The organism is Candidatus Peribacteria bacterium (assembly GCA_023038255.1).
Classification (GTDB): Bacteria; Patescibacteriota; Gracilibacteria; order Peribacterales; family Peribacteraceae; genus CALREJ01.
Genome location: CP082927.1, coordinates 936135 through 954457, shown reverse-complemented (window position 1 = coordinate 954457; position 18323 = coordinate 936135). Strand labels below are relative to the sequence as shown.

16 protein-coding genes and 2 tRNA genes are annotated in these 18323 nt (G+C 52.3%); 5 read left to right on the top strand and 13 right to left on the bottom strand.

Going from position 1 to position 18323, the window contains the following annotated elements:
- Window positions 1–130: 130 nt before the first annotated feature.
- The gene (locus tag K8942_04690; GenBank protein ID UPA22318.1) at window positions 131–985 is read left to right on the top strand and encodes a hypothetical protein; all 855 of its coding nucleotides are present in this window, start codon (window positions 131–133) and stop codon (window positions 983–985) included.
- A gap of 315 nt (window positions 986–1300) precedes the next feature.
- Here the strand turns inward: K8942_04690 and K8942_04685 are convergent, their stop codons facing one another.
- The 3 genes from K8942_04685 to K8942_04675 all read right to left on the bottom strand — a co-directional run bounded on the left by K8942_04685 (window position 1301) and on the right by K8942_04675 (window position 5460).
- On the bottom strand, window positions 1301–1975 hold the full coding sequence (locus tag K8942_04685; GenBank protein ID UPA22317.1) for a hypothetical protein: 675 nt from the start codon (window positions 1973–1975) through the stop codon (window positions 1301–1303).
- A 34-nt stretch (window positions 1976–2009) separates the two neighbouring features.
- Window positions 2010–2993 carry a carbohydrate kinase family protein gene (locus tag K8942_04680; GenBank protein ID UPA22316.1) on the bottom strand — a complete coding sequence of 328 codons (984 nt, stop codon included), beginning with the start codon at window positions 2991–2993 and terminating at the stop codon, window positions 2010–2012.
- Window positions 2994–3081: 88 nt separating this feature from the next.
- Window positions 3082–5460: a fibronectin type III domain-containing protein gene (locus K8942_04675; GenBank protein ID UPA22315.1), complete on the bottom strand. Its 2379-nt coding sequence runs from the start codon at window positions 5458–5460 to the stop codon at window positions 3082–3084.
- 153 nt (window positions 5461–5613) lie between these two features.
- Here K8942_04675 and K8942_04670 point away from each other — a divergent pair, with 153 nt between their 5' ends.
- Window positions 5614–6177, top strand: coding sequence for a hypothetical protein (locus K8942_04670; protein ID UPA22314.1), 564 nt, complete (start codon window positions 5614–5616; stop codon window positions 6175–6177).
- Between the two features lie 119 nt (window positions 6178–6296).
- Here K8942_04670 and K8942_04665 read toward each other — a convergent pair.
- The 6 genes from K8942_04665 to ruvA all read right to left on the bottom strand — a co-directional run bounded on the left by K8942_04665 (window position 6297) and on the right by ruvA (window position 9164).
- A tRNA-Ala gene (locus K8942_04665) sits at window positions 6297–6373 on the bottom strand.
- Between the two features lie 96 nt (window positions 6374–6469).
- Window positions 6470–6544, bottom strand: a tRNA-Cys gene (locus K8942_04660).
- Between the two features lie 66 nt (window positions 6545–6610).
- A complete protein-coding gene (locus tag K8942_04655; GenBank protein UPA22313.1) occupies window positions 6611–6880 on the bottom strand; it encodes a hypothetical protein in 270 nt (89 codons plus the stop codon).
- 4 nt (window positions 6881–6884) lie between these two features.
- On the bottom strand, window positions 6885–7208 hold the full coding sequence (trxA, locus tag K8942_04650; GenBank protein UPA22312.1) for a thioredoxin: 324 nt from the start codon (window positions 7206–7208) through the stop codon (window positions 6885–6887).
- A 51-nt stretch (window positions 7209–7259) separates the two neighbouring features.
- Window positions 7260–8543, bottom strand: a complete 1284-nt coding sequence (locus K8942_04645) for a hypothetical protein (protein UPA22311.1) — start codon at window positions 8541–8543, stop codon at window positions 7260–7262.
- Between the two features lie 42 nt (window positions 8544–8585).
- Window positions 8586–9164 carry a Holliday junction branch migration protein RuvA gene (gene ruvA / locus K8942_04640; protein UPA22310.1) on the bottom strand — a complete coding sequence of 193 codons (579 nt, stop codon included), beginning with the start codon at window positions 9162–9164 and terminating at the stop codon, window positions 8586–8588.
- 74 nt (window positions 9165–9238) lie between these two features.
- On the opposite strand from ruvA, the gene K8942_04635 reads away from it, so the two are divergent.
- Window positions 9239–10474: a M23 family metallopeptidase gene (locus K8942_04635; protein UPA22309.1), complete on the top strand. Its 1236-nt coding sequence runs from the start codon at window positions 9239–9241 to the stop codon at window positions 10472–10474.
- A gap of 346 nt (window positions 10475–10820) precedes the next feature.
- Here the strand turns inward: K8942_04635 and queA are convergent, their stop codons facing one another.
- Together queA and rsmI are read right to left on the bottom strand one after the other, a co-directional pair.
- Window positions 10821–11858 (bottom strand): tRNA preQ1(34) S-adenosylmethionine ribosyltransferase-isomerase QueA, encoded by a 1038-nt coding sequence (gene queA, locus K8942_04630; GenBank protein ID UPA22308.1) that lies wholly within the window; start codon window positions 11856–11858, stop codon window positions 10821–10823.
- Complete coding sequence (gene rsmI, locus K8942_04625) at window positions 11858–12535, bottom strand: 16S rRNA (cytidine(1402)-2'-O)-methyltransferase (GenBank protein UPA22307.1); 678 nt, start codon at window positions 12533–12535, stop codon at window positions 11858–11860. Before rsmI ends, queA begins: the two co-directional genes overlap by 1 nt.
- Before the next feature lie 316 nt (window positions 12536–12851).
- Here rsmI and K8942_04620 point away from each other — a divergent pair, with 316 nt between their 5' ends.
- Window positions 12852–13265: a hypothetical protein gene (locus K8942_04620; protein ID UPA22306.1), complete on the top strand. Its 414-nt coding sequence runs from the start codon at window positions 12852–12854 to the stop codon at window positions 13263–13265.
- 295 nt (window positions 13266–13560) lie between these two features.
- Here K8942_04620 and K8942_04615 read toward each other — a convergent pair whose 3' ends face one another.
- Window positions 13561–14520 carry a hypothetical protein gene (locus K8942_04615; GenBank protein ID UPA22305.1) on the bottom strand — a complete coding sequence of 320 codons (960 nt, stop codon included), beginning with the start codon at window positions 14518–14520 and terminating at the stop codon, window positions 13561–13563.
- Window positions 14521–14523: 3 nt separating this feature from the next.
- Window positions 14524–15519 (bottom strand): hypothetical protein, encoded by a 996-nt coding sequence (locus K8942_04610; GenBank protein UPA22304.1) that lies wholly within the window; start codon window positions 15517–15519, stop codon window positions 14524–14526.
- Between the two features lie 142 nt (window positions 15520–15661).
- Here K8942_04610 and gyrA point away from each other — a divergent pair, with 142 nt between their 5' ends.
- Window positions 15662–18304: a DNA gyrase subunit A gene (gene gyrA / locus K8942_04605; protein UPA22303.1), complete on the top strand. Its 2643-nt coding sequence runs from the start codon at window positions 15662–15664 to the stop codon at window positions 18302–18304.
- The last annotated feature ends 19 nt before the right edge of the window (window positions 18305–18323 follow it).

Below are 18323 nucleotides of genomic sequence, written 5' to 3'. Positions count from 1 at the left end.
TAGGTTTTAGCTTGTGGCTTCTAGGTTTTGGGGGTTGTTCTGTGGCGGATAATGAAAGATGTGTACATCATGTGCCCTTTCTCTTTTATATTGTTATTAAAAAATATACGGGTACTATCTGCAAGATTTTATGGCTCAAAGCTTTATAAGCAATGCTGCTGACTGTTTCCCGCAGATACCGGACGATGCGTCGCTCCCGGAGGTCATTAATGAGTCGGATATCCAATCGGACATAGAAGATGCGCGCCAATCAATATTGAAATTGATAGACAGATATTTTCCTGCCGGAGGTCTTGTGGCCCATCGTCATCCTATAAATAACGAATTAGTGGATGATTTATTCGACCAAATTCTGAAAACAGCCACAACAGTGACACTGTACGGAGAGCTGCGTTCTATCCGGCAGCAAATCAGTACACTTATTGATCGTGCTACGTTAAATCATTCAATGCATCACAAGGGAGCTAGTATCTATACGCCTGTCGCTCTTGATATTAAGGAGCATTTTGTACGGGCTTCCTGGAAGTATGCCATGAAAATAAAGCCTCTTCAGCCAGGGCATGTCCAACAAAAACACACCCCTCAAACTGCTATGGATGCCGGAAGAGACAGGTCTTCCGAGTCTGATTCAGTGCTATCTGTGCCTGTAGAAAAACGAATCATGAATGAGCCGCACATTGCCTCCAGGCCACCGATAAAACGAGATCCGCTAGAGAGCGTTCCGGATGAGGCAGTTTCTGCCGCAATCCCTGCCGGTTTGTCAGTGGTGCCCTGTACCTGTGCTGCTGACTGCAAAGGATCATGTTGTTCTGAGGCGCCTCTTGAACCAGCTCCTTGTGTGGAGATTCCTTCGTGGGAACCCGCTGCTGTTTTGCAGCATCTTCACACTGTGACACAGGAAAGCGGTGGCGACGAAGCAGTAATGCGCGCTCTTGTAGAAGCACGCGGTATTCCCTGGGAGACCTTTTGTCTGTGGAGAGAGTAGGAGAGTGACTATATTCTGGCTGCAAAGATGCTGACGGTTCTTGCTGAAGACGGCAATCTTCCAAGAGGCGAGTATGAGCATGCCTCAAAGACTCTCTTGAACATACTGTTTGCCGGTATCCGGCAGCGTGGCCACCAGCTCAGTAGTACAATGTTCCTACCTGTGTAGGAATCTGATTCCGGGACCTAAAAATCCCACACACGTCTGACCCTTTCTACTCAGAACCCCTCTTTCTTTGCAAAGAAGGGGTTCACTTTTCGTATTATCATTTCAAAAAAGGACCCTTCCGGGTCCTGATCATTCATTGTAGGAAGCCTACTCATCCGTCTTCTTCTTGCGTGTCTTCTTCGGCGCAATGTCCTCATCCTCAAACGACGGCACCTGTTCCATCATGGTCGGGCTCATTTCACCGTCGCTCATGGCGCTGACAATGTCGTGTGCTGCCGCTTCGGCCAGGTGCTTCGGAATGACTGCTTCAATGGCGGCCCACTGTGCTTCGCCGGTTTCCGGCAGAAGGACAGTAATCTGGTCGCCGACTTCCGCGCGGTAGAATGTAACGGACGCAAGAAGGACGCGGAGTGCTTTGCCTTCCGTGAGAACTTTGTACTGTCCGTCTTCCTGAATAAGTACACCTTTGCCGAGTCTGCGGTCGACAGGGGAGATTTGCTTGTAGATGAATTTTCCTTCATCCGTGATTGTCAGTTTCATGCCGTCACCCTCCACGAGCTTGCTCTTCGATGCATAGTTTGCCGGGACCGGATAACTCTGACCCGTACTGTCCACCATGTTCTGGCCATCGAAAATTCCCTCAATGATGCGGCCGCTGACTGGACCTGTCATCACCGGAGTTCTGCTTGCGTTGGAGACATGGCGTTCGCGGGACGGATCGGCGACGCCGGTCATCTCACGAAGCATAGCGTTGGCGGTCTTGAGAGACGCCTGCGCACTGTCGAGCAGTTCCTGGATAAGAATAAGAGAATCGTCTGCCATGAGTAGAAGTAGGTAAGGGGATTGTGTGTGAGGATCAGTTCAGTTCCGATAGCATCTGAGTGGCGGTCAGGAGGCCCTTCTGGGCACCAATGACACCAACGACACTCCTCGCGTTTATAGTACCTGCTCTGAGGCTTGTTGGCAAGTTTTTGCCGTTTACAATGGCCCATGTGACCCCTGTACCGAAGGCGTCTCCGGCCCCGGTCATATCCACGACCGGACCCTCGACAATCGGACAGGTGTAGACCTGTTTTCCGTCGGTCGCGATCGACCCGTTTTTGCCGTCCGTCACACAGACGATGCCCGCGCCCGCAGCAATCAGCAGATCCATTGCATCTGCCACTGTGTCGGCGTGGGTAAAGGCGAGCGCCTCTTCTTTGTTGAGAAAGAGGATATCGGTCACGGCAACGAGCGCTTTGTTATGTTCTTCTTCCAGTCCCAGCTCAATCTGACAACCGCCTGGATTCCAGCTTAAGTGGATCTGGGGATTGCTTGTGAAGGCCTCAATAATATCGTCCTGGATAATGCAGGATTCGCGGTGAATGTGATTCAAAAATACGGCATCCACATTCCTGATGGCATCACGGTCAAAGGTGACATCGTGCAGATGGCGGGCTGTTCCCGGGTGATTGAGAATCACACGCTCGCCACTTGCTGCTGAGAGGATCAGGGAAAAGCTGGATGTTTCTTTGTCGACGACGGTCGCGGCATCAGTGCGGACCCCTTCCTTTTTGAAGGTCTCAAGAATCGCGGAACCCCACTGGTCTTCGCCGACAATACCGCAAAATGCAGCCTCGCATCCCAGGCGCGACAAGCCGACGGATGTATTGGCGGCGCCTCCGCCTGCGGTACTGATGACGTCATTGATCCGGATTTTCTGTCCGAGCGGCAATGAGAGGTGATCGAGTCCGTCCTGCGCATGGACGACGGATTCGTCGGTCCGTACAAACAGATCAAAGGTGGCCCCTCCTATCGAGAGAGTTTTGATCGGAGCGGTACGGGTGGCGGGTGAAGACATGTGACGGGTTTGGTTACTGGTTTCTCGTCGCTAGTTTATGGTTTTTTCTGCTGATGAACCAATAACCAGAAACGAAAAACCAAAAACTTTATCGATGATACTGCGACTGAATCGCTGCCAAAAATGCATCGGTGTGGCGGGCTGCTGTTCTGCGGTGCCAACCATAGAGTGCACCTGCAAGACCCAGGAAGACAACAATCATCCACGCTGCGGTCGGCAGACCTGTCGTTGGATTTCCCGGAGCGGGATTCACGCCGCCCGGCGTTGTACCGAGGTTGCCCGGGACCGGATCATTCGGACCGGCATGGAAGCCGCTACCGTCCGGGGTACCCTGACCCTTGGCTGCAAGATCCTCCAGCGTGTCGCCGGTCACCGTGACCGGGACGAGCCGGATAAAGTAGGGGACACCGTTGATGAGATCACGGATGGTGAAGTCGCGGAGTCCGGCGTTGAGGGTACGTGTTTCTGTATACGTCTCTTCAGCAGTGCCGTACTCAAGTGTGAATGCGGAGAGGGGGAGATCGGTCGACAGAGAGGTCCACTTGATCTGCAGGGAGCTGTCTCCCGGGACGACATCCAGTGAGAGACCGAGAGGTATGACCTGTGCAATGTCGCTCTTGCTGCCGCTTTCCAGACTGCCTTTTACAGCGGTGACGGCAAAGTAATACGGACGACCCGGTGTCAGGCCGGCAACCGTTGCCTTCGTGGTCACGCGTCCGGTGTCGAGCGTATAGAGGAAGTTCTCCGGAGACTCGCCGACGTAGACGCGGTACCCGTCAATCGTCGCATCGTTGAGCGGATCCCACTGGAGACCGACAGCATTCACACGTGCCTCTGCTGTGAGATTTTGTACGGTTGGAAGGCTCTGCGCGCCGACATTGAAGGTGGTGCGGACTTCGGTCTTGTTTCCTGCCTTATCAATCGCGGTGACTGCAGGCTGGTACGAACCGCCTTCAGGAGCAGTGAAGAATCCCTGATACGATCCGGATGCAGCGGAGCTTTCCGTGAGCGTCACTACCTGTTCATTAATAGCGATTGTGATTTGGGAGAGGCCAGGATCACTCTCCACCACCGCGAGCACTTTCTCGCCTGTGGTCGGTTCACCCGGTGAGAACGTGATGCCGCCGATAGCCGGAGGTGTCCTGTCGAGTGTGAGGTGAATGGAACCGGAATCATTCTGACGGGTGTCATCCTGCACGCGGAGTGTGAAGTCCTGCTGCGAATCGGACAGGGTGACCGGAATGGCGAATGCGCCGTCTGCATCGGTCATGCCGACTGCATCCTGTATGCCGCCCATCACAATCAGGTTTGCATAACGGGGGCCTTTTCCTGTCACCAGAATATCCAGGGAATTCACAGCGTCACCGTCTTTGTGTGACGTGAGCGTGATGCCGTTGGCACTCTGTCCGTTTCCACCCTGTACCAGGATGGTGGCGCTTCCTTCAATAGACGGATCGCCTCTGTCTGTCACACGGAAGATCTGTTCGCCCGGCGTTTTGAAGGTGAGGACGAGCGGGAAAGATTTCTGTCCAAGATCTCTGTCTTTAAATGTGTAGGTGCCGAAGTTCGGGAGAGTCGCGAGTGGATCTGTCGATTCAAACACAACGGTGCCCACGTAATTTTCAACTGTATTCCCGTTGCGGTCCATTGCGCGGATGACTACTTTCTGCGCCTCTTCTCCGAGCGGGAGGGTGGTGGGTGCGACGATGTCGAAACTGTATACAAGATCGAAAGAATTGCTGCCGACCTGTGCGTAGAAACGACGCCCGTTGTCGAGAGTGCTTGCGGCATACATCTGCTGTGTCGTGCCGCCCATCGCAGCCTGGGTACCGGCCTGGATTTCCACGGTTGATGTGAGCGTGTTGCCGCTCAAAAGATCCACAGCACGAATAACGGCCGTGCCGCTTTCATCTGTCTTCAGTGAAAAGTGCTGTGTACCGTCTTTCCCGGTTTCCGGTGTGAGAGCGGTAATGCGGTCTGCGTTGCGGCTGCTCACAAGCGCGACCGGACGGCCTGGCAGAATATTGCCGTAGCGGTCACGGAGGGTAACACTCAAATCCGCAGTGTCGGAACCATCAGCGCGGATGCGTGGTGTCCAGGACTGGAGCTCGGAAATAGCAGGGTCCATCGTTTCTGGCAGTACAGCGACCGATGCGCTCGCAAGTGTCTTGCTGTTGTCTTTCAGGGCGACGGTATAGGTGCCTGCAGTCTGTGTATGTTTGCCACTCACATTCACCATTGCGTTTCCCTGAGCGTCTGTCTGCACGGGGAGTGTCGTCTCTTTTCCGTTCGGATTTTGTACGCTGAGGAGCGCACCATCAGCATTCGTCATCGAGCGGACATTCACGGTCATCCCGAGACCTGCGATGGAATCGTTTACCGTCATCTGCGCAGCAGCGATTGCCTCGAATGGAACGAGCAGTGCCGCAGTCAGCAGGACGATTTTTTGGAAGTGTGTGTGTTTCATAAATCTCAGTATTGTAGCACGAAACGTTTATTTGCTCAATTCTACGAGGTATATCAGACATCATTTGCAGATATTGTCTATGGAGATCTTGGGTCGAGACCGGATTTGTCCGGTTGTTTTCGTTCGCTTTCTCTTTCTGATACACTCTGTCGTATGAAAAAAATCCTCCTTTCCTCCCTTTGTTTCCTCGCTCTTGCTGCTTGTGGCGGTGAAAGCGCTACTGTTTCCTGTCAAAACCAGTATTGGGATGGAACGGTTGGCACCTGTCTCCCGGCCGGATGGCACGTGGTAGACCGCGCTGCGCTGGATGATCGCGGCGTGCCGCCGGAAGCGATTATTGCTTTCCAGGCTGATGAGCCTTTTTCCGGACAATATGCGACAGTCACTGTTATCCGTGAGCCACTCACACGCCAGATGACATCCACCGAATACAGCGATGCCAGCATTCAGTCTGTGAGTACGGTTGCCGGTTACACGAAGGTTGACAGTGAATCCATCACCGTCGACGGAGAAGAAGTGATTCTGCACACCTTCACTGCTCAGCCCCGCACAGATGAGCCAAAAACCCGCTTTGCCCAGGTCAGCGCCATCAGTGGCATGACTGGTTACACCTTTACAGCTGCAACGCCTGTTGCGGTCGGAAACACGCTGGAACAGCAGGTACTCCTCATCCTCAAGAATATGACGATGAAAGATCCAAAGGCAGCAGCGGAATAAAAAATGCATCGATCCTCAAAAGGCGCCCGTCTCTGGATGGGCGTTTTTTTGTGTGATAGCAAAAGAGCCAGCCGTCGCTCGCTCTGGCGAGGTTATGGCTGACAACCTTCTGCGAAGGTTGGTGGAGCTGAAGGGATTCGAACCCTTGACCCTCTGCTTGCAAAGCAGATGCTCTGACCAGCTGAGCTACAGCCCCACGGATGGGAATTTCAATGGTCAACGACGCTGGAATGATCAGGAGTGCGCCGAGTGTAATGGCATTTAGGCAGGCATTCAACTGGAATCTGAGTTTTGGAGGTGCCGGCGGGAACTGCACCCGCGTATGGGGGTTTTGCAGACCCCTGCCTTACTACTTGGCTACGGCACCAGTGCGCGTCAGCATAGAGAAAAATCACATCCGGGAAAAGGCGTGAAATGGGATATTTTGGGAAATCTACTGTATCGGCGCCATCCCGCTCTGCGCCCCCGGATTCACGCCACCCGGCAGTAGATACAAAAACGGCATAAAGAGTGCATCTGTTGTGCCAGTCATGGTGGCCAGGCTCCAGAGGAAGATGAAAATTGCGAGGAGGATCACGAAGTTGTAGACACCTCCCGTGTAACGCATCCAGTCCGCTTCACCCATAAAGTCCCCGATCCGCTCACGGTACTTGAGCATGAAAATCGAGAGGATAATCCCGCAGATGGAGAGGAAAATAGACATGAACTTAGGCCGCAATGGCGTTGTCGAGTTCCTTCTGCATGTCTGCCTTCGAACGGGCGCCGACAAACTGGGAGACGACTGCACCGTTTTTGACGATGATGAATGTTGGGATGCTCATGACGTTGAATTTTCCCGGAACATCCATGTTCTCATCGACGTTCATTTTCGCGATTTTTACTTTCCCTGCGTAGGCTTGCTCCAGCTCTTCCATAATCGGCGTCATTGCCTTGCATGGACCGCACCACGGAGCCCAGAAATCAACAAGAACGGGGACGTCCGATTTGAGGACAACGGATTCGAAGTCGGCGTCATTGATCACGTGGGACATGGTGGGTTATGGGTAATGAGTTATGGGTTATGGGGACGGAGAAATAGTATCTCAGTTTTCGCGGCCGTGTCCAAGAAGATCCTTCGCAATTCTCTTGCTGAGTTCGACTCCCGGCTGGCCGTACGGATCAATGCGGTAGAGCTTCCCAAGGAGGACCACTTCCATCAGGAAGAAGTAGAAGAGTTGGCCCAAATGATATTCATCGAGTCTGGTGAGCGACACAGTCACATGTGCGCGGCGCGCGGCAGTCAGCCCCTGGCTTGTTCCTGCCAGACACGCATCGACCAGCTGGCCGAAACTTTTGCCTGCAATATATCTCCATTCCTCCGGTACATCCGTCGGGACGGTGACGCGTGGTTTTTCGGTTTCAGTTATAAAGAGATGCCAGCATTTGTGCGGGCCCTGAATCCACTGCTGCAGGAGCGAGTGCTGATCCTGTGTGCCGATCGCGGCGACGGGGAAGGGGTTATGCACTTCATTCTTTCCCAGGCTCTCTGCCACGAGCTGCTGATTCCAGCGCGCGATGGATTGGAGGCGCTGGGCGTAGGGCATAATCACACGGATCAGGTAGCCTTTTTTTGTATCAAGTAAGTACTGCACTGCGGCCAGAAGTGCGGCGGGGTTTTCTTCCATCAGATCATTCTGGCAGGCGCTGTCCATATCGATCGCACCCTGCACAAACTTGCCGATATCCGCATCTAGAAGCGCAAGAGGAAGGAGTCCGACAGGAGAGAAAATGCAGTAGCGTCCGCCGACATTTTTCGGAATCGGGAGCATCTCAATTCCTTCACGTGTGGACAATGCATGGAGTGATCCACTCTCCGGATCGGTGATGGCAATCACACGGGATGCGGCCTTCTTTCCCATCGCTTTTTTCAGTTCTTCGTAGAACAAAAAGAACGCGCTCATGGACTCGAGTGTCTCTCCGGACTTGCTCACGACCACCACGAGTGTGTGCTTCCAGTCGACAATCTGCAGATAGAGTTCGATGAAGGATGGATCGATTGTATCGACCAGAATAAATTCCATCGTCTCCGGACCTTCAAACATTTCCTGCAGCACTTTCGGACCCAGCCCCGATCCGCCGATGCCGATCCACAGCACAGTCTGGATTTTTTCGCTCTGCGCACGTTCCGCAATCTCGCGGCATCGCTTGACCATCGCTTCATTGAACGGATCTTCCATCCACGCATGCTGGCCTTTTTGCCGTTCCAGCTGCACGTCCGCAATCATCCGTTTCATGGACGTTTTCATGGCGGTCAGCTCATGTTCAGGGAGTCCCAGAGACGGCGTGAGGACTTTGGCGAGGACGGAGGTGATGTCGAGGTGAAGCATACGGGCGGGTTATTGGTTACTGGTGATTGGTTATTGGGATGCTTATAGATTGCGTAGTGCGGCGGTCACACGCTCCTCGGTGGATGTGAGATCTGATGGTAATGATTCGAGGGCGCGCATGATGTCCGGGCTGGCAAATCCGAGTTGGGAGAGGGCGGCAATTGCGTCGCGGTCGAAGCGGGAACCGGAAATCGCCATCGCTTCTGTCGAGAACATTTCCATGTGTTTCTCCGCGAGAGACTTGAGTTCAAGGAGTAATTTTTCTGCTGTCTTTCTGCCGATTCCTTTGATGGATGTGAGAACGGCAGGATCTTCTTCATTAATTGCCTGCACCAGAATGCCGCGCGGGACGGCGCAGAGCTCGAGTCCCATCCGCGGACCGATGCCGTTGACCTGAATGAGTGCATCAAACAGGTGTTTGGTCTGCATATCGGTGAATCCGAACAGATCGAACCGGTCTTCGCGCACGTAGGTGCTGACATGCAGTTGCGCAACCACCCCTTCCTCCAGATCATCCCACATGGTGATAGGCACCGAGACGCCGTAGCCGACGCCCTGTACGTCCACAATAATGCTGCCGGGAGTCGTTTTGCCGATGGTTCCCCGCAGACTTGCGATCATATGCGCGGAGCATAGCAAACTGCCTGCGGGCATGTGCTTTCCGGAAATGCCTTTTTCATGTATAATATCTGGAAATGCACACCCTTAACCGGATCCTGACTGCGCTCTTTGTTCTGGTCGTTATGTTACCGGCCGGTACGTTTGCGCTTGTGTCACTGGATCAGCGGGAACAGGCGGAGGAATCGCTGCAGGATGCACTGAACGACGCAGTGAACAGTTACCGCCAGCGCGGTGCAGCTCAGTCGCGCTTAACAAAAGGTCAGAGTCTGCAGGAGAAAGGGGAGGCGCGTATTCAGCAGCTCGAAGCGCGCAAACTGGAACTCCGTAAAAAAATCGTCGCACAGAAAAAAGTGATTGCGACTGTCTCGAGAGTGTACGGCATCACCCTCACAGGCAGCGGTCAGATTGCGAAAGTGATTACTGCCGAAAAAACGCGTCTGGTCCGCATGGTCCGCGCGCGGTATTTCCGCCTGCAGCTTTCCACAAACGATGCGCCGCGTCAGATCATTGTCGATTCCATGCTTCATGCTGCGGCGGGAAACAACTCGCTGATAGATGCGGACGATATGCAGTCCGCCCAGATGCGCTTCCTTGCAGATCTCTCCATTGCCGAGAAAGCATTCCTCGCACTGCCGGTTCTGGAAAAAGAACGTGCAGCCGTTATGGCTGATTACAATGCCGCACAGCAGGAAATAGCTGATGGGTTGCAACTGGAAGAGAGCGGGGATTCGAGTCTGACAGAGATCCAGAAAATCACGATGGATGTGCATAACCAGGTGCTCAAAATCCAGAGCGATCTTGCACGTATTGATGCCCGTCTGAAGAGCAAAGCCGAACGTGCGCTCATCGAAAAAGGTCTGCTCGATCCCTCGAAACTTGCAGGCGGTTCATCCGTTCCATCCACGCCGGTATTCCACTGGCCGGCCTACGGTTCTGTTTCTGCCGGATTCATGAATGCCAGTTACAAGAAATTCTTCGGCGTACCGCACCTCGGGACCGATATCGTCGTGCCGCAGGACAGTGCTGTCTATGCAGCAGCAGACGGTGTCGTCTTCCTTGTCCGCGATGGAGGACTGAAAGGCTACAGCTACATTCTCATCGGTCACCGCGACGGCTATGCAACGCTCTACGGACATGTCTCGCAGGCACTCGTGAGCGCAGGACAGGATGTGACGGGCGGTCAGCAGATTGCGATCAGTGGTGGAACTCCCGGCACACACGGTGCTGGTCCGATGACGACTGCAGCGCACCTGCACTTTGAAGTGATTCATGGCGGGGTGAATGTGGATCCTGCGACAGTGCTTCCCTAATACCCCTTGCTCCTGAAGATGGCAGGCGTACGATGGTGTTTAGTTGTCTTTTGTTGTCTGGTTGCTCTTTTGCTTATAGAAGGAGATTGCTATGCCATGGTATGACGATGACAGAACGTACTCCAGTCGGCGCGGTCATAACCCTAAAGTCGGAAAAGCGGCGTCCAGACGGGCGCGCGGCGAACCCATGATTTGTGTCTGTGGAACACAGACGTTTGCGAGCCATATCGACGGTCACCTCAAGAAAGCTCACAAAGCGAAAATGCTAAAGAGAAATTGATTCAATCGCCAAGCAATTGGAGAGCAAAAAACCAGACAGCAGCCCTACCTCGTCGGTAGGGCATTTTTAGAGAATCAGCATTCCATCCCCAAAACTAAAGAACCGGAACCTTTTCTCCATTGCTTGTTTGTAGAGATCAAGCAGCGTTTCGCGACCGGTGAATGCAGAGACCATCATCAGGAGGCTACTGCGGGGGACGTGGAAATTGGTGATGAGCCCGTCGACGAAGTTCAGACGATCATGTTCTGTAATGAAAATATCGGTGATGCCGCTGAGTCTCTGGAGTGATCCATCGACTGTTGCAGACTCCAATGTGCGGACACTGGTGGTACCGACTGCGATAATCGGACGGTGATTTTTCTTTGCGTCGTTGAGCAGTGCGGCGGTGTCCGGATCGATTTCATAGAACTCTTCGTGCAGCTTCTTTTCTTTCCAATGTTCGTTGGTGAGCGGCGCGAAGGTGCCGAGGTTCACGTGGAGGGTGACATACCGCACATGCCGGCCACTTTGTTCAATTTTTTTGATCAATTCTTCCGTGAAGTGCAAGCCAGCCGTCGGTGCCGCAACTGATCCGGTTTGGTTTGCGTAGACTGTTTGATATTCACTGCGGCGCTGCTCTTCCGAGAGCGGTGATTCCTTGATGTACGGAGGCAGCGGCGTTTCCCCGAATTGCTGCAGCAATGACTGCAACTGATCCATCGGAAACGACGGTGTGAGCAGTGCGTATTTTCCGTCGCGTTCTTCCACCATAAAGAAATGATTCTCATTCCACTCAAGCCTGTCACCCGCTTTGAATTTGCCGTCGGCCATCACGCGGATGCGATTTCCTTTCTGTTCCAGATACAGTGCCCCGACTGCGCCACCTGTTTCTTTTTTCAGATGAAAACGCGCGGGAAAGACTTTGGTCTGGTTGAACACAAGGACGCAGTGCTCCGGCAGATAGTCGATGATGTTTCGGAACATATCGAAGGATGTCTGCGCAGTTTTGCGATCATGAATCAGTAACTTCGCAGAATCGCGCGGTGAAGCGGGGGACTGTGCAATGAGTTCCGGCGGGAACGTGTAATCAAAGGGAGCCAGCACATCATCAAGACTGTTTTCCATCAGCGTTCCATGGGACCGATCACGACGACAAATTCTCCTTTTTTCATGATTTTCTTTGCAACATCGGGTAGCGCTTCAACGGTTGCGTGTGTCATCTCCTCGTGCATTTTTGTTAATTCACGCCCAATCACCACCGCACGCTGCGGCTGATCCTTCAGCGCTTCATGCAGTTCCATCAACGTTTTCTCGATGCGGTGGACCGATTCATAGAACACGATCGTCTCTTTGGTGTCTGCGAATCCCGCAATCATCGTCTTGCGTCCTTTCTTGAGCGGCAAAAATCCGAGGTAGAGGAAATGATTGATGGGCAGGCCCGACGCCGAAAGGGCAGCGAGGAACGCGGATGCGCCCGGAATCACTTCCATCTTGATGCCTTCTTCGCGGCAGCGGCTGACGAGGAGGTAGCCTGGATCAGAAATACCCGGCGTGCCTGCGTCACTCACGAGGGCGATATGTTCACCTTGAACAAGTCTTGTGATCACTGAGTCGAGTTTTCGTGGATCTGTATAGCCGTGCAGGCTGATCAGTTCTTTCTTTGGAAGTTCGAGCTGATGTAGCAGATTGCCCGTCACGCGCGTGTCTTCGCACACAATCGCCGAGACATCTTTGAATGTCTGGATTGCTCGTAGTGTGATATCTCCAAGGTTTCCGATGGGGGTGGCAACTATCGATAACATGGCTTATAGCTTATAGGTTTTAGCTTTTAGGGGATAGGGTAGAGATAAATCCGCTTTGTCATCTATAATTGACATATTTCTATAAATCATCATAATATTATACTCCCAGGCTTTTGGCTTGGGGTGATCATTCACTTTGTCGGTAGCAATGGAGGACGACAGCGTTTTGTCTATTTAAGATAGTAGATAAGAGGCTGTCGTCATCAGTGGGATGACACGCAAGAGTTGAGCATTCGCTCGTGAGTCATTTTTTTTAAGGAATCGATTAGTGAAGAAGACAGCCGCAGGTCAAATGTCGTTGGTGCAACTGCAGCAATTGTTCGAGGCCCGGAAGGGTCATGTGCAGACGTTGTATGAGCGCCGGCAGGAGATTGAGAATCAAGTCCGCACGATCGATGAAGAGATTGCGGCGCTTGAAGGCAGAAACGGAACCCGACGTGGCATTCGCCGTCCATCGGGCTCTACGCGTCGAACAGCAACGGATCGCCGGGTAGCCCTGGCGCAGAACAAGAAGTCCCTGAAGAACGTTGCCATTGAGGTGATGGCAGGGAAGAAGGGATTGAAGGTCGGGGAAGTGTTGGAATTGGTCCAAGCGACTGGATATGTGTCCAGTAGCGCCAACTTCAAGGGCGTGTTGTATCAGTGCCTCTACCAAAACCCGGAGATTTTCCTCCCCCAAGGTGATGGGCGTTATAAGGTGGCACGCGCTGCCACGGCGAAGGTTTCGTAGGATTTCGCGTCTTACCAAGAAAGTATTGCTACCGACATTCCGGAGTACCTTGTGTACTCCGGTTTGTTTTGTCTGTTCATTTTTCTTGTCCAATTCGCCCAAGCCTCTTCCTGTAACAGTATCTTCGGGTGTCATCTCCGCGACCTATTCTTCTTTTCTCTATGGCTTCAAAAGACAATATCAACCCAACCGAAGGACAACAGGAATTGACTGCCGGCGATTCATCTTTTTCAATCGACCATCCTTCATGGATCGCATTGATGATCTGCCATGAGTTCATTCTGTGGTCACTCATTTATTCCATGGGAAGTGAAAGAATATGCTCTGCATGCGGAAAGATCACTTCCGGTGCCATACTCATAATACGTCGATGAATCAGTCCAAAAAGAGGACGGCCAGGGCATCCATGTCTATCACCGGTCACCCGGGCAAGTCCTTGTTCTATTTTTTGACGAACTCGTTTTTGCGTTGATTTGATAATGCGAGGATGCAGGCAAATTTCTAATTCTTCGTTCAGACGTAAAGCCCGCACATCGTATCCAGGAAAATTAAAATTCGTCAGCCCTGTCTCCAGCGGTGCAGTGGGTTTCGTATTTTTGTGTTTCATGGCATAGCCGATTCCATAATCAAATACATCTTGTTCGGATGATGTGATATCTAACAGAAGCGGAAGCATTGAATCTGCAATATGTTCCCATGTCTTAGGTTTCACGATTTCTTGTTTTGTTTCTTTGAAGAGTTCTGGGACACACAGGATGCCGGCCAAATCGCCATGTGTCACATTTTGAATACCTCCCAGAATAATTTGCACCAGTGCGACGGTGTGCCATTTTTCAGGAATATCCGGGTAGGTCTTCTGAAGATTTTGATTACTGCCGGGTAATGCAACTTCTAGCCTGCCCCAGTGATCTGCAGCAAGAAATGCAAATTCTTGTCCGTCCTCCGTAATATGTTGATTGATCACTTTTACGACCATGTCATGAAATGGTTGGTTCAAAGTCATGCGTAAATCATCGATAAGCTGACGGATGGATGTGGCATTTTCAACGATCGCTCGCAATGCATCTTTCTTTTCAGGAGTGATCGCAAAACGGGGGTCCTCCTTAATGGAATGCAGACCCTGAAAGAAATGTGCAAGATTATTTCCTGTTTTCCCCTTGGGAGGCGCCGCCAATTCTTGCATTGTTAAAGCTGACTTGGGGATGCCTTCGTGAATAGCATCTACGATCTGCCGGGTGGTCATCATGGGCTTCATAATTTATTCGGACGGGAGTGAGAGAATTTTTTCGGCATACGGGAAAATTACTTTTTCTGCAGCCAGCATGATGCGCTTGTGAACGAAGGGGAATGCCAGGCGTACGGGGCAGCCCGTTCTTTCGCCTGTGACCTTACTATCGCCTGATGCAATCAAGCCCAGCAGTCTTTCGCGTGTCGGTTCAATAATCCGCTCATGCAGATGCATCTCCATATTTCCATTCAATCGAAAAGCCCAGGGGTCGTATGCCGGCCAGTCAAAGTTATCTTCACTGAAGGCGGGTTCACTATCAGGTATTTTTTCCGGGCGCGTTACTTCACCAGTTAACATTGCCCAGCTAATACCATCAATAAAAACATCTGATTCCGATGATGCAATGTGTTTCAGCATTGGGAGAGACGATTCCGATGCCAGCCGCCAATCCGTTGGTTCTATGACAGCATCATATTGTTCTTCGAACAGTTTGGGTGCAGTGAAGATGGATGCCAGAGAATTAAATGAATAATTCTGTATACCTCCTACCATTGTTTCCGTTAGAGATTGTTTTGCCAGCTCTTCTTCCGATGCATCAGGGTATTTTTTTCGTATTCCCTCTGCTGCGTACGGTTTGGTTTTATTTTGCCGAAGCCAGTGCTGCATTTTAAAATGAGGATACTGTTCATTAAGGATTGGAATCTTTGCTGTTTCTTCTTCCAACACCTCTAAAAAATAGACGAGTGCCGTATCGAACGATGGCTTCATAGCTATGCGTATGTCGGCAATCAACGAACGAATAGATGTAGCCTGCTGCATTGCACGATGCATCGTATCAATTTCTTCCTGTCTCAGTCGGTATGCCCAATGATTCTGCGCTGCGTTAACGGGTGCCATCATGAAAGAAAAGCCATCGGCCACTTCTGTTTTACCCAGCGGCGTTCCTGCTTCCTCAGATTTTTTGGCAAGAGGCAATCCTTCATGAATTGCATCCACAACCTGCCGGGTGGTCATCATTGTTTCCATGGTCCCACACTATAGTATTACCAAAAAACAAAATCAATAAAAAAGCAAGTATAGCCAGCTTCTCAATGGTTTTCCTGTACCCTCTGTTTGTTTCGCCTGTCGCTTTCCTCTATCATCTCCGCGACCTATTCTTCTTTTCTCTATGGCTTCAAAAGACGATATCAACCCAACCGAAGGACAGCAGGAATTGACTGCCGGCGAAGGCGGCGAATCGTTGTCATCCATTGGTCGCATCAAACCGCGCCCGATTGTGACAGAAATGGAGGAGAGCTATTTGAGCTACGCGATGAGCGTTATTGTCTCCCGCGCCCTGCCCGATGCACGTGACGGTCTGAAGCCGGTGCACCGTCGTATTCTGTACGGCATGCATCAGCTCGGACTTCGTTCCGCAGCCAAGTACCGCAAGTCTGCGCTCATCGTCGGTGACGTGATGGGTAAGTATCACCCGCATGGTGACTCGTCCATTTACGAAGCGCTCGTCCGTATGGCGCAGGAATTCTCGATGCGCTATCCGCTGGTGGATGGTCAGGGAAACTTCGGTTCCATTGACGGAGACGGAGCGGCGGCCATGCGTTATACGGAGTCCCGCATGGAAAAGATCACGGATGATATCCTCAGTGATATTGATAAAGACACCGTCGACTTTGTTCCAAACTACGACGCATCCCGCAAGGAGCCCTCTGTGCTCCCGAGCAAAATCCCGAATCTGCTTTTGAACGGTACCGTTGGTATCGCGGTTGGTATGGCGACAAACATCCCGCCACACAACCTGCATGAACTCATCAACGCCCTGAACTATCTCCTCGAACATCCAGAAGCGTCTGTGGAAGATCTGCTCAAATTTGTGCAGGGCCCGGACTTCCCGACAGGAGGTATTATTTACGACAAAGAAGCCATCAAGCAGGCATATCTGACCGGTCGCGGTTCTGTGATGATCCGTGGAAAGGCGGAGATTGAAGAAACAACCAGTGGCCGCTTCCACATCCGCATCAGCGAGATTCCGTACCAGGTGAACAAATCCGTGCTCATCCAGAAGATGGCGGCACTGGTGAATGACAAAATTATCGTCGGCATTTCCGATATCCGCGACGAATCCGATCGCGAGGGAATCCGTATTATTGTCGAACTCAAGAAGGACGCGTATCCGCAGAAGATTCTCAACCAGCTCTACAAGCACACAGACCTCCAGAGCAGTTTCGGGTACAACATGATCGCGCTCGCAGACGGTCTGCAGCCGCGCCTCATGAACCTGCAGGAATTGCTTGCAGTCTTCATTGAACACCGCCGTGTGGTCATCACACGCCGCATTACCTTTGAGCGTGACAGAGCGATGGAGCGTGCGCATATTTTGGAGGGTCTCGTCATTGCACTGGATAACATCGACGAAGTGGTTGATACCATCCGCAAGAGCGATAACCGCGAAATGGCGAGAGAGCGTCTCATGAAGAAATTCAAACTGAGCGAGATTCAGGCGGTTGCGATCCTCGAAATGCGCCTTCAGACACTTGTCGGACTCGAGCGCCAGAAGATTGTCGATGAGCTCAAGGAAGTGAAGCGCTTCATTGACGAATGCAACGCGATCCTCGCTGACAAAAAGAAGATCGATGCCGTGTTCCAGAACGAATTGATCGAGATCAAAAAGTCCTACGGTGACGAGCGCCGCACTGCGGTGGTGCCGAATGCCGCCGGAGAGTTCAGCGCGAAGGACACGATCCCGAACGCTCCGATGATCGTGACGCTCACACGCAGCGGTTACGTGAAGAGACTCAGCCCGCTCCAATTCCGTGCCCAGCACAGAGGAGGAAAGGGAATCAAAGGAGCCGATGTGCGCGACGACGACGAAGTGCTCTCGATCCTGCACATCATGAACCACGACGACCTCCTGTACTTCACAAACACCGGTCGTCTCTTCCAGATGCCTGCATACGAACTGCCGCAGGCCGGACGCATCGCGCGCGGACAGGCGATTGTGAACATGCTTCAGCTCAAACCTGATGAGCGCATCACAGCGATCCTCAAAGCGGATCTGAGCGAAGCGAAATTCCTCTTCATGGTGACCGATCACGGCACTGTGAAGCGCACGGAAGTCGGCGAATTCCAGAATATCCGCAAGAGTGGTCTCATTGCACAGAAGCTGCCGGAAGGCGAGAACCTCCAGTGGGTGGTTGCGACCGATGGCAAGAACGAAATCCTCATTGTCTCCCAGAAAGGAAAAGCAATCCGCTTCAAGGAAGACGACGTCCGCCCGATGGGCCGCAGCGCCGCCGGTGTCTACGGAATCCGCCTGGCTGATAACGACCGCGTGGTCGAGGCAGGCGTCATCCGCGATGCATCCAAGAGCAAACTGATGGTGGTGATGGAAAACGGTCTCGGCAAAATGAGTCCGGTCACAGAATATCGCTTCCAGGGACGCGGAGGATCCGGGGTGAAGGCAGCACAGCTCACCGCCAAGACCGGTGACATCATCGGAGCCGTGGTGCTGGAGGAAGGTGCAGAAGGCGATCTTCTCTGTATCAGCAAGCAGGGTCAGACCATCCGCATGGGGCTCAAAGACATTCCGTCCCGCGGACGCGCCACACAGGGTGTGATTGTCATGCGCCTCGATCCGCCGGATAAAGTCGCCACCATGAGCGTCGTGATGTTTGATAAAGAGGCGGAGGAGGCACTGTTGCTCGCAGCGGAAGAGGAGCGCGCAGGAGAGGCGGAAGAGCTCTTTGAAGAGGCGGAAATGGTCGAAAAGGCTGCCAAGAAGAGCAAGAAGAAGGCGGTAAAAGAGGTGAAATAAGATATAATTCGTTGTTTTT